The sequence below is a fragment of the Sanguibacter sp. TS_SC_8 genome (assembly GCF_055361235.1).
Genome location: NZ_CM143955.1, coordinates 3,490,288 through 3,503,798 on the forward strand (window position 1 = coordinate 3,490,288; position 13,511 = coordinate 3,503,798).

At 71.4% G+C, this 13,511-nt stretch carries 11 protein-coding genes and 1 tRNA gene; 5 read left to right on the forward strand and 7 right to left on the reverse strand.

The features are described 5' to 3' along the window. Nucleotides 1-83: 83 nt before the first annotated feature. Nucleotides 84-503 carry a GIY-YIG nuclease family protein gene (locus tag ACWA15_RS15730; protein ID WP_464056405.1) on the forward strand — a complete coding sequence of 140 codons (420 nt, stop codon included), beginning with the start codon at nt 84-86 and terminating at the stop codon, nt 501-503. A 276-nt stretch (nt 504-779) separates the two neighbouring features. Here ACWA15_RS15730 and ACWA15_RS15735 read toward each other — a convergent pair. The 3 genes from ACWA15_RS15735 to ACWA15_RS15745 all read right to left on the reverse strand — a co-directional run bounded on the left by ACWA15_RS15735 (nt 780) and on the right by ACWA15_RS15745 (nt 3,859). Then, a tRNA-Thr gene (locus ACWA15_RS15735) sits at nt 780-855 on the reverse strand. A 184-nt stretch (nt 856-1,039) separates the two neighbouring features. Then, entirely contained in the window at nt 1,040-1,888 is an 849-nt protein-coding gene (locus tag ACWA15_RS15740) for a DsbA family protein (protein ID WP_464056406.1), read from the reverse strand. Between the two features lie 45 nt (nt 1,889-1,933). Then, a complete protein-coding gene (locus ACWA15_RS15745) occupies nt 1,934-3,859 on the reverse strand; it encodes a serine/threonine-protein kinase (protein ID WP_464056407.1) in 1,926 nt (641 codons plus the stop codon). Between the two features lie 98 nt (nt 3,860-3,957). Between ACWA15_RS15745 and ACWA15_RS15750 the strand changes: the two genes are divergently transcribed. The 4 genes from ACWA15_RS15750 (at nt 3,958) to ACWA15_RS15765 (ending at nt 8,954) form a co-directional block, all read left to right on the forward strand. Next, a complete protein-coding gene (locus ACWA15_RS15750; protein WP_464056409.1) occupies nt 3,958-5,418 on the forward strand; it encodes an alpha,alpha-trehalose-phosphate synthase (UDP-forming) in 1,461 nt (486 codons plus the stop codon). Continuing rightward, entirely contained in the window at nt 5,415-6,254 is an 840-nt protein-coding gene (otsB, locus tag ACWA15_RS15755; protein WP_464056411.1) for a trehalose-phosphatase, read from the forward strand. The genes ACWA15_RS15750 and otsB overlap by 4 nt, the downstream gene beginning before the upstream one ends. 149 nt (nt 6,255-6,403) lie before the next feature. Then, entirely contained in the window at nt 6,404-7,534 is a 1,131-nt protein-coding gene (locus tag ACWA15_RS15760) for an ABC transporter ATP-binding protein (RefSeq protein WP_464056413.1), read from the forward strand. A gap of 178 nt (nt 7,535-7,712) precedes the next feature. Further along, on the forward strand, nt 7,713-8,954 hold the full coding sequence (locus ACWA15_RS15765) for a DUF4032 domain-containing protein (protein ID WP_464056415.1): 1,242 nt from the start codon (nt 7,713-7,715) through the stop codon (nt 8,952-8,954). 191 nt (nt 8,955-9,145) lie between these two features. On the opposite strand, the gene rlmB is transcribed toward ACWA15_RS15765, so the two are convergent. The 4 genes from rlmB to ACWA15_RS15785 are packed head-to-tail and all read right to left on the reverse strand — an operon-like array spanning nt 9,146 to nt 13,502. Then, nucleotides 9,146-10,180 (reverse strand): 23S rRNA (guanosine(2251)-2'-O)-methyltransferase RlmB, encoded by a 1,035-nt coding sequence (gene rlmB / locus ACWA15_RS15770; protein WP_464056417.1) that lies wholly within the window; start codon nt 10,178-10,180, stop codon nt 9,146-9,148. Next, nucleotides 10,180-11,613 carry a cysteine--tRNA ligase gene (cysS, locus tag ACWA15_RS15775; protein WP_464056418.1) on the reverse strand — a complete coding sequence of 478 codons (1,434 nt, stop codon included), beginning with the start codon at nt 11,611-11,613 and terminating at the stop codon, nt 10,180-10,182. The genes rlmB and cysS overlap by 1 nt, the downstream gene beginning before the upstream one ends. 60 nt (nt 11,614-11,673) lie before the next feature. Next, nucleotides 11,674-12,912 (reverse strand): alanine racemase, encoded by a 1,239-nt coding sequence (locus tag ACWA15_RS15780; protein ID WP_464059538.1) that lies wholly within the window; start codon nt 12,910-12,912, stop codon nt 11,674-11,676. Then, nucleotides 12,909-13,502 (reverse strand): TetR/AcrR family transcriptional regulator, encoded by a 594-nt coding sequence (locus ACWA15_RS15785; protein ID WP_464056419.1) that lies wholly within the window; start codon nt 13,500-13,502, stop codon nt 12,909-12,911. The genes ACWA15_RS15780 and ACWA15_RS15785 overlap by 4 nt, the downstream gene beginning before the upstream one ends. Between the last annotated feature and the right edge of the window lie 9 nt (nt 13,503-13,511).

Sequence of the window (13,511 nt, forward strand, 5' to 3'; positions counted from 1 at the left end):
CCCTAACAACCCGTCTGCCCTGCGGCACCGCTGGCGGGTCGGGTGTGGTCGTCGGCTTGCGGCATCCGTGACAGAGTCGAACCATGACTGCCTCTTGGCCCTGGACCTCCGTCCCCGCACCGACCTTCACGCCCGCCACCTCGATCGCGGCCTATCAGATTCCGTCGTCACCCGGCGTCTACGCGTGGGTTCACGACGACGAGGTCGTCTACCTCGCCGCTGCGGCCTCGGGACTGAAGTCGCGGATCCGCACGCACCTGGGGACGACCACGGACCTGTCCCGGTCCGCCTTCCGGCGCGCCGTCGCGGGGCACGTCCTGACGACCCCGCCGGCAACCTCCCGCAAGCGGGCCAGCGTCCTCGACGCCAAGGACGTCGCCGCGGTCAACGCGTGGGTCCGCGAGTGCACCATCGGCTGGATCGAGACCACCTCCGCCGACGAGGCCCGCGAGCTCGAGGAGTCCCTCCTCTCCAAGCACCGCCCCCTCCTGAACAACCCGTAGGCCCCGCGGGTCCCCTCCGCTCTCCCGCCCGGCGCGCCGAACTCGTGAGCGGCTCGCCCACCTCGTGAACGGCTCGCCCACCTCGTGAACGGCCCGCCGAACTCGTGAGCCACGGGCGCCTCGGCGCGCGGACGGGCCCTCTCTCACGAGTTCGGCGAACGATTCACGAGCTCGGCGACGAACTGCACCGTGCGCGTCCCCGGACCGGACCGGCGCGCCACGCGCCTCCCCCACGGCGAAGGCCCCGCTCCGTGGATCACGGAACGGGGCCTTCGATGGAGCCGCCTGTCGGATTCGAACCGACGACCTTCGCTTTACAAGAGCGGTGCTCTACCAGCTGAGCTAAGGCGGCACGCACGGACGAGTCCGTGCGGTGAGAACCCTACCGCCACTTCCCTACCCGCGGAACCTGGCCAGTCGCCCGGGCCCGTCCGGGACTGCGGCCGGGACCACCCGAGCCCGCCCCGGGGAGCACCCGGGCCGGCGGCTGGTCGACCGTCGTCAGACGGCGGTCGACCGGCCGACCCGGCCCAGGGTCAGGGCGCGACGGCCGGTGCTGCAGCGGCGGCGATCTCCGCGGCGAGCGCACCCGGCTGGAGCCAGTTGCTGGTGATCTTCTCGTCGTTGATGAGGATCGTCGGTGTGCCGAAGCCACCCTGCTCGTTGAGCAGCTTCTCGTTGTTGAAGGCGATCTCGGTGAGCGCCTCGACGAACTTGTTGTAGGTGCCGTCCTCGATCCCTGCGGCCACGTCCTCAGGGACGCCGACGCTCGTGGCGACAGCTGCGATCTCGTCGTTGGTCAGCCCCTTGGTGCCTTCAGCGGGCTGCTGGACGAACATCTCGGTGTTGAAGGCGAGCGCCTGGGCGGGCGACTTCTCGGAGACGTAGGCGAAGGCCTGCGCGGACCGGGTCGAGAACGAGGCACCTTGGGACTGGGCGTCGAGGATCGACACGGGGTGCAGGACGAGGGTGATGTCGCCGTTGGTTCGCAGCTCGTCGAGCTCCGGTCCGTTGAGCTCCTCGAACTGACCGCAGATCGGGCACATGTAGTCGAGGTAGACGTCGACCCGGACGGCGTCGTCGCCCGACGTCGACCCGGCCTCGCCGGACTCGCCGAAGCTGATTCCGCCTGCATCGTCCGAGACGGACGGCACGGCCAGCCCGGCCGGGAACTCGGTGATCCCGGAGGAGACGGTCGGTCCGGCGCTCTTCATGATCATGTACCCGGCGAAGACGACCACCAGCAGACCGGCCAGGACCGAGGCGATGATCACGTTGCGCGTGCGCTTCTCACGCCGGATCTGCTCCTGCTGCAGCTTCAGGGCGTTCGCGCGAGCGGCGTCGCGGCGGTCAGCCTTCGAGAGCTGAGGTTCCTTGGTAACCATTGCGTTCTACTGCCTTTGTGAGAAGGGCCCGGTGCACGGCAGACTTTACTGGCCGAAACTGGGCGGTTCCTGAATGGGCGACCAGTCGATCGCGTGCCCGGACTGGACCAGGTCGAGGAAGAACCAGGACGCCAGCGCGGCGAGGACGACGACGATCAGGGTGCCGATCCACCCGGGTGCCACCCGGTTGAGTGCCACCCTCCCCCCGTGTCGCACGAGCGAGGTCACCGGGCCGAACCACAGCAGCACGGCAGCGATCGCCGTCGCCGTCGCCAGCACGACCGAGTAGACCCACGGTTCGTTGCCGCCGGAGCTGATCATCACCCGGTCGGTGGTCAGCGCCCACCACGCCACCCCACCGACGATGACGACCGTGCTCGCAGCGACCAGGAGCGAGGGAATCTCGGCGACCACGGCCCGCACCGCGTGCCACGGGCTGCGCACGACGGCGCGCAGCCCGTCGCCGCCGCGCACCCCCCGGACCTCGCGGCGGGAGTGGAAGGTGGAGTGGACGATCCCGACCATGTGCGCCACGACCGTCAGCGCGAGCAGCGTCACGAGCGTCTTGCCCGGGTAGGTGGCCCCGGCCAGCACGAGCGGGACGGCGAGCGCGAGCACAGCGAAGGGCCGACGCCGCACCGGCGGCGCGGTGTAGCCCTGCGGCGCCGGGAACCCGGGGCCGGGGCCGTGCTGGGCCGGGTCGGGGTTCATCATGTCGTAGGGGTAGGGGTCGCGGGCGTACGACGCCGGCACACCGGGCCCCGGGCCCCCTTGCCCCACCGGGGCCATCCGCTCGGTCGACGCCGCGCCGGCGCCCTGAACCGGCCACTGGACCGCAGGCTGCACCTGGGTCGCGCCCAGCCCGGCTTCCGGTGGCGGAGGTGGCGCAGGTGGTGCCGGTGGGGTCGTCGGCAGGACCGACGTGTGCGTGACGTTGACGGCGTCGGCGAACGGCTCGTGCTGGCCTACCCGGCCGTCGAAGGCCTCGGTCCGGGGCTCGTCCGAGCCCACGACCTCGGTGAGCGCACGATCCGCGCCGAGGATCTCCGTCCGGCCCTCCCCTCCCAGACCAGCACCACCGAGAGCACCAGCACCACCGACAGCACCGGCACCACCGAGCGCGCCCACGCCGCCCGCCGCCACTCCGGCCACGACCGGGTCGCCATTCTCGGCGGCCTCGCGAAGCGCGGCCACCACCCGGGTCGGCGCCCACCGCGCGGCCGGGTCAGCCACGAGCGCGCCGCGCAGCGCGGTAGCGGTGATGGGCCCGAGCCCCGCGGTGTCCGGGTCTCCGGAGCGGGCTCGGGCGATGACGGCCTCGAACGGGCGAACCCCGAACGGTGCCCGTCCGGTCGCGGCGAAGACGAGCATCGCGGCCCAGCCCCACCAGTCCGTGGCGGCCGAGGGGTCCATCCGGTCGAGGAGCTCAGGAGCGAGGTACCCCGGGGTGCCCATGACGAATCCGACCGAGGTGACCCGGGCGTCCTCCATCCCGTGGGCGATGCCGAAGTCGATGAGCACCGGCCCGGCGTTGCTGATCAGCACGTTGCCGGGCTTGAGGTCGCGGTGGATCACTCCAGCGGCGTGGACCGCTTCGAGAGCGTCGCGGAGCTGCTCGGCGAGCTCGTAGAGGTCGATGGCGTCGAGCGGCCCGCCGCCGGCGACCTCCTCCTCGAGGGTGGGGCCGTCCACGAGCGCGGTGACGATGAACATCTCCGAGGAGTCGGCCTCGGCGTCGAGCAGGTGCGCCACGGCCGGGTGGTGGACCTTCTGCAGCGCGCTGATCTCCCGCCCGAGCCGGCGTCGGGTCTCGGCGTCGGCGGACAGCTGGGTGTGCAGCAGCTTGAACGCCACGAGGTGGCCGCCGCCGTCGACGGCCTTGTACACGGCACCCATCGCACCCGCGCCCAGGGGCGAGACGATGCGGTATCCGCCGATCTCAGTTCCGGGCTCGATGCCGATCCGCTCCATGACGCTTACGGTAGCTGGCAGGAGCCGCTCGGGCGGTGCGCGCGGCGCGTTTCTCCAGGTGTCGATACCCTAGGGGTACTACAAGGAGTTGATCATGTATGGGTAAAGATGGGTTCAATCTCGTCGTCGTCGCCAACCGGCTGCCAGTCGACATGTCCGTCGCAGAGGACGGAACGGTGGACTGGCAACGGTCTCCGGGCGGTCTGGTCACGGCTCTCGAGCCGGTCATGCAGCAGGCCGACGGTGCGTGGGTCGGCTGGTCCGGCGCACCCGATCTGGTGGCCGAGCCCTTCGACGCGGACGGCATGCGCCTGGTCCCGGTGACCCTGAGCGCGAGCGAGATCGAGCAGTACTACGAGGGCTTCTCCAACGACACCCTGTGGCCGCTCTATCACGACGTCATCGCCCCGCCCGCCTTCCACCGCCACTGGTGGGACAGCTACCGCAAGGCCAACCAGCGCTTCGCCGAGGCAGCCGCCAGCCAGGCCGCCCACGGCGCGATCGTCTGGGTCCAGGACTACCAGCTCCAGCTGGTCCCCAAGCTGCTCCGCGACCTGCGCCCGGACCTGCGGATCGGGTTCTTCAACCACATCCCGTTCCCCCCGCTGGAGATCTTCCAGCAGCTGCCCTGGCGCCGCCAGGTGCTCGAGGGGCTGCTCGGCGCGGACCTCATCGGGTTCCAGCGCGGTGGCGACGCGTCGAACTTCGTCCGCGCGGTGCGCCGTCTCACCGACCTGACCACCCGTGGTCAGCACATCACGATCGACGCGACCGAGGACGCCCCCGCCCGCACCGTGCGCGCAGCCCCGTTCCCGATCTCGATCGACTCCCACCACTTCGACGAGCTCGCCCGCTCACCCCAGGTCCAGGAACGCGCCCGGGAGATCCGCCGGGACCTCGGCGACCCCAAGATCGTCATGCTCGGGGTGGACCGCCTCGACTACACCAAGGGCATCCGGCACCGGATCAAGGCCTACGGGGAGCTGCTCAAGGACGGCCGCCTCGACCCGGCCGAGTGCACCCTGGTCCAGGTCGCCAGCCCCAGCCGGGAGAACGTCGGCGCCTACCAGGAGCTGCGCGAGCACGTGGAGATCCTCGTCGGACGGATCAACGGCGAGTACGGCGAGATCGGTCACAGCGCCATCCACTATCTGCACCACTCCTACCCGCCCGAGGAGATGGCGGCGCTCTACCTGGCCGCCGACGTCATGCTCGTCACGTCCCTGCGCGACGGCATGAACCTCGTGGCGAAGGAGTACGTCGCGGCCCGCTCGGACACCGCCGGGGTGCTGGTCCTCTCGGAGTTCACCGGGGCGGCGGACGAACTCGCGGGCGCTATCATGGTCAACCCGCACGACATCGACGGCATGAAGGACGCCATCTACCGGGCGGCGACCATGGACTCCCGCGAGCAGCGCAAGCGCATGCGCCGGCTGCGGCGCAAGGTCCTCACCGACGACGTCGCGAAGTGGTCGGCCGGGTTCCTGGGCGCGTTGGGCGCCGAGCCCGCCCAGCGACCTGCTCCCACCACGCTGGCAATGACTCAGGAGTACTCATGACCGACGCGCAACACCCGCTCGACGCGGACCTGCTCGACGCCGTCGCGGCCTTCGTGGGCCTCGCCTCGCCCGGGCACCTGCTGCTCGTGGCGAGCGACTTCGACGGGGTGCTGGCCCCGCTCGTCGACGACCCGTCCGCCTCGCGCATGACGCCGGCCGCCGCGGCGGCGCTCGCCCGGCTGGCGCAGCTGCCCGAGGACCGGGCCCGTCTCGCCCTGGTCTCGGGCCGCACCCTGGACTCCCTCGACGCGCTCGCGCACGCGCCGTCGGGCACGCTGCTCATCGGCAGCCACGGCGCCGAGCGCGGCGAGGTGCTGCCCAGCGCGGCCGACGTCGCGCGGACACCGTTCGCGCTGAGCACCCAGGAGGCCGATCTGCTCCTCCGGGTGCGGAGCGGGCTCGAGGAGATCGCCTCCGGGGTCGAGGGCGCCTGGGTCGAGCACAAGCCGTCCGCGGCGGTGCTGCACACCCGGCTGGCTGCCGACCCCCAGGGCACCGAGGCGGCCGACGCCGGGCACGCGGTGGGGACCGAGCTCGGGGCGCACACGATGCGCGGCAAGGACGTCGTCGAGATCGCCGTGGTCGAGGTGTCCAAGGGCCGGGCGCTCACCGCGCTGAGCCGTGAGCTCGGTGCGGTCGCGGTCTTCTACATGGGCGACGACGTCACCGACGAGCGTGCCTTCGAGGCCCTGGGCCCCCGCGACCTCACGGTCAAGGTCGGTCCCGGCACCACGGCGGCCCGGTTCCGTGTCGCCACCCCCGACGACGCCGCAGCCGTCCTGTCCGCGCTCGCGGACGCGCTCTCGGACGCGTCCGGGGCGGGCAGTCACGACTAGGTCACAGTCGCCCCCGGAGGGCGTATGTGTGGCAGGATGAGTCCTGGCTCACACCATCGCTGGTTGGGGCTGTGTCAGCGAAGACGCTTCTGACACCTTTCACAACGGATCGTCCGGCACGTACCTGCCGGTGAAGGGCTGTAAATCTCATGGCAACTGTCACTTACGACCACGCAAGCCGGATCTACCCCGGGACCGAGCGTCCCGCCGTCGACCAGCTCAACCTTCACGTCGAAGACGGCGAGTTCCTCGTCCTCGTCGGCCCGTCCGGTTGTGGTAAGTCCACCTCGCTGCGCATGCTCGCCGGCCTCGAGGACGTCAACGCCGGCCGCATCCTCATCGGTGACCGCGACGTCACCGACGTGCAGCCCAAGGACCGCGACATCGCGATGGTGTTCCAGAACTACGCGCTGTACCCGCACATGTCCGTCGCCGACAACATGGGCTTCGCCCTGAAGATCGCCGGCAAGCCCAAGGCCGAGATCCGCTCTCGCGTCGAAGAGGCCGCCAAGATCCTCGACCTCACCGAGTACCTCGACCGCAAGCCGAAGGCCCTGTCCGGTGGACAGCGTCAGCGTGTTGCCATGGGCCGCGCCATCGTGCGTAACCCGCAGGTGTTCCTCATGGACGAGCCGCTGTCGAACCTCGACGCCAAGCTCCGCGTCCAGACCCGCACGCAGATCGCGTCGCTGACCCGCCGCCTCGGCGTCACGACCGTCTACGTCACCCACGACCAGGTCGAGGCCCTCACCATGGGTGACCGCATCGCGGTCCTCAAGGACGGCGTCCTCCAGCAGGTCGACACCCCCCGCGCGCTGTACGACACCCCGAAGAACGTGTTTGTCGCCGGCTTCATCGGCTCCCCGGCCATGAACATCGGTACCTTCTCCGTGGCGAACGGCGTGGCCAAGATCGGCCAGGCGCAGATCCCCCTCACGCGTGACGCCGTCGCCGGTCTCACCGCCGCGGACAACGGCAAGGTCACTCTGGGCTTCCGCCCCGAGGCCCTGGACATCGTCTCCGAGAGCGACCCGTCGGCCATCGAGATCGAGGTCAACATCGTCGAGGAGCTCGGCTCCGACGCGTACGTCTACGGAACCCTCAAGGGTGACCTCGCGGGAGCCGACCTGGCCTCCGCCGGAGCCGGTGACCACGAGGTCATCGTCCGCATCAACCCGCGCACCGCGCCGGCCAAGGGCGAGCGTATCCACGTCTCGATCCGCGCCGGCCAGGAGCACGTGTTCTCCCCGACCTCGGGTCTTCGCCTCTCCAGCCAGTGACGTAGGTTAAGGGGCGGGTGCGGGCTTAGAGCCGCACCCGCCCTTTTGCTGTCTCCGTCCCACCGCACGTCTCCGCATCTCCGCACGTCACCGCATGTCTCCGCACCCACCCTCCGCCTGTCGCGACGGCCACCCCGACGGGGTCGCCCGCTTCCTCCACCACGGAAAGGATGTCCCCGTGGCGCAGAACCTCCAGATCACCGCCTCCGCACCCGACCCGGCGCTCCTCGACCTCCCCTGGGACATCCCGCTCGAGAACTGGCCCGCCGAGGTCCTCGCGGCCCTGCCACGAGGACTCTCCCGGCACGTGGTCCGCTTCGTGCGGATGTCCGGTGGGGTCATCGCGGTGAAGGAGATCGGCGAGTCGGTCGCCTACCGGGAGTACGAGCTGCTGCGGCAGCTGAGCCGCATCGACGTCCCCAGCGTCGAGCCGGTCGGGGTGATCACCGGCCGCCAGGACAAGAACGGTGAGCGTCTCGAGGCGGTGCTCATCACCAAGCACCTGCAGTTCTCCCTGCCCTACCGGTCCCTGTTCAGCCAGACCCTGCGACCAGACACCGCGACCCGGCTCATCGACGCCCTCGCCGTGCTGCTCGTCCGCCTCCACCTCATCGGGTTCTACTGGGGTGACGTGTCGTTGTCGAACACCCTGTTCCGTCGCGACGCGGAGACCTTCGCGGCCTACCTCGTCGACGCCGAGACCGGGGACCTGCACCACAAGCTCAGCCCCGGCCAGCGCAACTACGACCTGGACCTGGCCCGTACGAACATCATCGGTGAGCTCATGGACCTCGCCGCGGGAGAGCTGCTCGACGAGGACATCGACACCATCGCGATCGGCGACGCGCTCGTCGAGCGGTACAACGAGCTGTGGCGCGCCCTGACCGACGAGGAGTCCTTCGGCGCCAACGAGCGGTGGCGGGTGGCTGCCCGCATCGACCGGCTCAACCACCTCGGCTTCGACGTGGGCGAGCTCGAGATCACGACCGACATCGACGGCACGAGCGTCCAGATCCAGCCCAAGGTGGTCGACGCCGGGCACCACTCCCGCCGTCTGCTCCGCCTGACCGGGCTCGACGTCCAGGAGAACCAGGCCCGGCGCCTGCTCAACGACCTCGACTCCTACCGCGCCGCGACGGACCGCCAGAACGACGACGAGGAGTTCGTCGCCCACGACTGGCTCTCCGGCGTCTTCGAGCCCACCGTGCGCGCCGTCCCCCGCGACCAGCGCCGCAAGCTCGAGCCCGCTCAGCTCTTCCACGAGGTGCTCGACCACCGCTGGTTCATGTCCGAGCAGCAGAACCGCGACGTCCCGCTGTCCGAGGCCGTCGCGAGCTACATCGACAACGTGCTGGTCGACCGCCCCGACGAGATGGCCATCCTCGGCCTCCCCCCCGAAGCCGCCGACCAGCAGGAGTAGTCCCCCGCCCGGCGCCCAGCTCGTGCCAGCCCCGCCGAACTCGTGAGCCACGCCCGTTCCGGGTCGCCAGACGCCCCTCGCTCACGAGCTCGGCGAACCGCTCACGAGTTCGGCGGGCGGCGCCGGACCGGCCGGGGACGCCGACGGGCGGTGCACCGTGAGGTGCACCGCCCGTCGTGGGTCGCGCTGGGTCAGGCCTGGGCGGCGCGGACCTTGGCGACCTCGTAGAGCGCGATGCCCGCAGCGACGCCGGCGTTGAGCGACTCCACGGTCGAGGCGATCGGGATGGAGACGATGACGTCGCAGGTCTCGCGCACCAGGCGGGACAGGCCCTTGCCCTCGGAGCCCACCACGAGCACGATCGGGTCGACCGAGAACGCCAGGTCACCGACCGACACCTCGCCGCCGCCGTCGAGGCCCACGATGAAGCAGCCGGCCGACTTGTACTCCACCAGCGTGCGGGTGAGGTTCGTCGCGCGAGCCACCGGCACCCGGGCCGCCGCACCGGCGGAGACCTTCCAGGCCGACGCCGTCACCCCGGCCGAGCGACGCTCGGGCAGGAGCACGCCGTGCGCACCGAAGGCGCCGGCGGACCGCAGCACGGCCCCGAGGTTGCGCGGGTCCGTCACCCCGTCGAGGGCGATGATGAGCGCGGGCTGGCCGAGCTCGGCGGCGACGTCGAGCAGGTCCTCGGCGTCCTTGTACACGTACGGGGGGACCTGGATCGCGACGCCCTGGTGCACGGAGTCGTCCGTGAGCCGGTCGAGCTCGGGCTTGGTGACCTCGAGGAGGTTGTACCCGCGCCCGGAGGCGATCTGCAGGATCTCCCGGGTGCGGTCGTCGGACTCGAGCCGGGACCCGATGTAGACGTTCGTCACGGGGACCTCGGCGCGCAGCGCCTCCAGGACGGCGTTGCGGCCCGAGAGGATCTCGTGGGTGGCCGAGCCGGTGCGCTTGGCGGGCTTGGACCGTCCCGCACCGGGGCGGGCCGAGCTGCGCCCGGGAGCCGGACGGCTGTACTCCGAGCGACCCGACGCCGGCGCGGCACCGGTGCGCTCGGCGGACGCCTTGCGCTTGCCGGCCGGGTGGTGGGGCCGGTCCTCGGCCTTGGGGGTCGGGCCGCGGCCCTCGAGGGCCTGCTCGCCCCATCCGCCGGATCCCTTGCGGGCGCCCTTCTTCGAACCGGGCTTGCGCACCGCTCCGCGGCGCTGTGAGTTGCCTGCCATCAGTTCTGGTCCTCCGTAGTTGTGGCCGCGAGTGTCCATCGCGCACCGAGTGCTGAGTCCTCGACGATGATCCCGGCCCGCGCGAGGCGGTCCCGGATGGCGTCGGAAGTAGCGAAGTCTCGGGCGGCACGCGCCTCGGCGCGTGCCTCGAGCTCGCAGGTGATGACCGAGTCGAGGGCCCTGCGGTACCGGCTGTCGCCGGTCCCTGCCGTCCACTGGCGCGGGTCGAGCCCGAGCACGTCGAGCATCGAGCAGACCGCGAGCAGGGCCGCCCGTGCGGCGGCGTCGTCCCGGTCCGCGAGTGCGGTGTTGCCGGCCTTGAGCCGCTCGTGCACGACGACGAGGGCCGCCGAGACGTTGAGGTCGTCGTCCATCGCCTCGACGAAGGCGTCGGGCAGACCGGCGGTGCGCACCTCGTCGTCGGGCAGGGGGCCCACGCGCTCGGTGGCTCGCTCGACGAAGCCGGCGAAGCGGTCCCAGGTGGCGTCGGCCTCCGCGACCGTCTCCGGTGTCCACTCGAGCATGGAGCGGTAGTGCACCCCGGCGAGGGCGAACCGCAGCACCGCCGCGCGGGTCTGGGAGAGCACCTCGGCGACGAGCAGACCGTTGCCCAGGGACTTGCTCATCTTCGCCCCGCCCTGGGTGACCCACGCGGAGTGCATCCAGTGTCGAGCGAACCCGTAGCCGGCCGCTTGCGACTGCGCCTGTTCGTTCTCGTGGTGCGGGAAGCGCAGGTCCAGGCCGCCACCGTGGATGTCGAACTCCTGGCCGAGGTAGCGCTGAGCCATCGCCGAGCACTCCAGGTGCCAGCCGGGGCGCCCGCGCCCGAACGGCGTCGGCCAGGAGGCGGTCTGTGGCTCGCCGGGCTTGGCGGCCTTCCACAGCGCGAAGTCGCGGGGGTCGCGCTTGACGCTCGCCTCGGCCTCGTCGACGGCGGGGGTGAGGTCTTCCAGGCGCTGGTTGGTCAGGGACCCGTAGGGCTCCCAGGAGCGCACGTCGAAGTACACGTCGCCGGGGCCGGTCTGGTAGGCGTGCCCGGCCGCGACGAGGCGGTCCATGAGGTCGATCATGTCGGTGACGTGACCGGTGGCACGCGGCTCGTAGGTGGGGGGCAGGTTGCCGAGCGCGTCATAGGCCTGGCTGAAGGCCCGCTCGTTGGTCGACGCCCAGGCCCACCACTTCTGGCCCGCAGCGGCGGACTTCGCGAGGATCTTGTCGTCGATGTCGGTGACGTTGCGGATATGGGTGACCGTGCTGCCGCTGCGGCGCAGCCAGCGGACCAGCACGTCGAAGGCCACGGCCGAGCGCATGTGCCCGATGTGCGGGGGGCTCTGCACCGTCGCACCGCACACGTAGATGCCGACCTCGCCCTCGATCAGGGGCTTGAAGTCGCGCACGTCTCGCGTAGCGGTGTCGTACAGGCGGAGGGTCACAGAGGCAAGGTTACCGGCGGGCCCGCTCCTGCGTGGAATTGTGCGCGTGGCGCGCAGTTCTCAGCCGAAGTTCTTGCCCTCGCCGCGGTACGTCGGGACGGTCTCGACCCGGGTGTCACCGCGGACCAGGTGCACCTCGTCGAAGCGTTCGTACTGCTCCCCCGCCTTGGCGTGGCGCAGCCACACCCGGTCCCCGATCGCCGGCAGCGCCGCAGCGGGCGCCCCGCGCCCTGCCCGACGCCGGACCCGCAGCGGGGTCTGCACCTCGCCGGCGCCCTCCCGCGGCAGCAGCCCCAGCCCGTGCGGGGACACCACGAGCGGCTGGCGGCTGCGCGAGGTCGGGCCGGAGGCGATGTACCCGCCGCCGAAGGCCGTCACGTGGTGGTCGGTGGGGTGGCGCACGACGTCCAGGCCGAAGAACGCTGCCGGGACCGCGTCGAGGGTGCGGTACCCGTCGAAGAGGCCGGGCTTGTAGAGCCCGGAACCCGCGGCGACCTCGGTGACCACCGGGTCGGCCGAGCTCGTCTCGAGCGACCCGGTCCCCCCCGAGTTGACGATCTCGAGCGGGCCGACGTGCGCCTCGACGGCCGCCACGACCTCACCGCGGCGGGAGGCGAGGTCGAGCACGGAGAACTTCTTCACCAGGCGCAGCGCGAGGCTCGTGTCCGGCAGACCGGCGACCTGCCCCTCGTAGAACATGGCGCCCACGAGGCGTACCCCGTCGGTGGCCGCGGCGCGGGCGGCGAAGCGGGCGGCCTCCTGCGGGGTGTGCACGGGTGAGCGCCGCACCCCCAGGTGCACGGTCGCCACCGCCGCCGCGACGTGCAGCTCGAGCCGCAGCGACGCGTCGACGTCGAGGCACAGCCGCACCGGGAGGTCGTCGGCGTCGGGCACTCCGTCGCCTCGGATACCGGCGCGGGCCGCGGTGATGAGGTCGAGGTGGGCCGCGTCGTCGACCATGATCGTGATCTGGGCGAGGGCGCGGGGGGAGGAGGCCAGCGCGGCGAGCGCGCCGCGGTCCACGCTCGGGTAGGCCACGAGCACGTCGTCGACCCCGGTCGAGACCAGCCACAGGGCCTCGCGCAGGGAGTAGGCCATGACGCCCCGGAACCCTGGGCGCGCGAGCGTTGCGGTGAGCAGGGAGCGCACCCGCACGGACTTGGACGCGACCCGGATCGGCGTGCCGCCGGCGCGGCGCACGAGCGCGTCTGCGTTGGCTTCGAAGGCGTCGAGGTCGACGACCGCGAGCGGGGCCGGCAGCCCTGCCGTCGCGGCGTCGAGACGCCGGCCCAGGGTCAGCGCTCCTCCACGAGGGACGCGATGTACTCCGCCATCATGAGCACCTGCTGCGCGGCGGCGGCGTCGTCGCGGTCGACGACCCAGGCCAACGACACCCCGTCGAGGAAGCTGGAGGTGAACCGGCTGATCTCCTCGATCGGCCGGGTCCACGTGATGCCCTGGTGCTCGGCGAAGGCGGTGAGCAGTGCGGCGGCGAAGGCACGCCCCTTGTCGTACTGTGCCGTCGCCAGGCTGCGCAGCGCGGTGCGGCGCAACGCGAAGAGGGCGAGCTCATAGCTGACGAGCTGGTAGTCACGCCGGGCCGACAGCGCCACCCACACCTGGCCCGCGACGGCGTCCAGGACCTCCGCGACGGAACCGTCGGCATCGAGCTTGAGGCTGTCCGGGGAGATGTTCTTGGTCGTGACGGACACGCTCATGGCTTTGAGGAGCTCGGTGTGGTCGTCGAAGACCTCCCGTGCGGACTCCCAGGAGATCCCCACGCTGTGGGCCGCGGCGCGCAGGCTCACGTGCTCGATCCCTTGGTCCGCTGCCAGCTGCAGGGCCCCGTCGACGATCCGGTCGCGGCGCTCTTCGAGCGTCCATCCCATGCTCTCTCC

What these genes read in the sequence shown, in the direction of transcription:
- ACWA15_RS15730 (WP_464056405.1), top strand. Translation starts at nt 84, where the DNA reads ATGACTGCCTCTTGGCCCTGGACCTCCGTCCCCGCACCGACCTTCACG.
- ACWA15_RS15740 (WP_464056406.1), bottom strand. Translation starts at nt 1,888, where the DNA reads ATGGTTACCAAGGAACCTCAGCTCTCGAAGGCTGACCGCCGCGACGCC.
- ACWA15_RS15745 (WP_464056407.1), bottom strand. Translation starts at nt 3,859, where the DNA reads ATGGAGCGGATCGGCATCGAGCCCGGAACTGAGATCGGCGGATACCGC.
- ACWA15_RS15750 (WP_464056409.1), top strand. Translation starts at nt 3,958, where the DNA reads ATGGGTAAAGATGGGTTCAATCTCGTCGTCGTCGCCAACCGGCTGCCA.
- otsB (WP_464056411.1), top strand. Translation starts at nt 5,415, where the DNA reads ATGACCGACGCGCAACACCCGCTCGACGCGGACCTGCTCGACGCCGTC.
- ACWA15_RS15760 (WP_464056413.1), top strand. Translation starts at nt 6,404, where the DNA reads ATGGCAACTGTCACTTACGACCACGCAAGCCGGATCTACCCCGGGACC.
- rlmB (WP_464056417.1), bottom strand. Translation starts at nt 10,180, where the DNA reads ATGGCAGGCAACTCACAGCGCCGCGGAGCGGTGCGCAAGCCCGGTTCG.
- ACWA15_RS15785 (WP_464056419.1), bottom strand. Translation starts at nt 13,502, where the DNA reads ATGGGATGGACGCTCGAAGAGCGCCGCGACCGGATCGTCGACGGGGCC.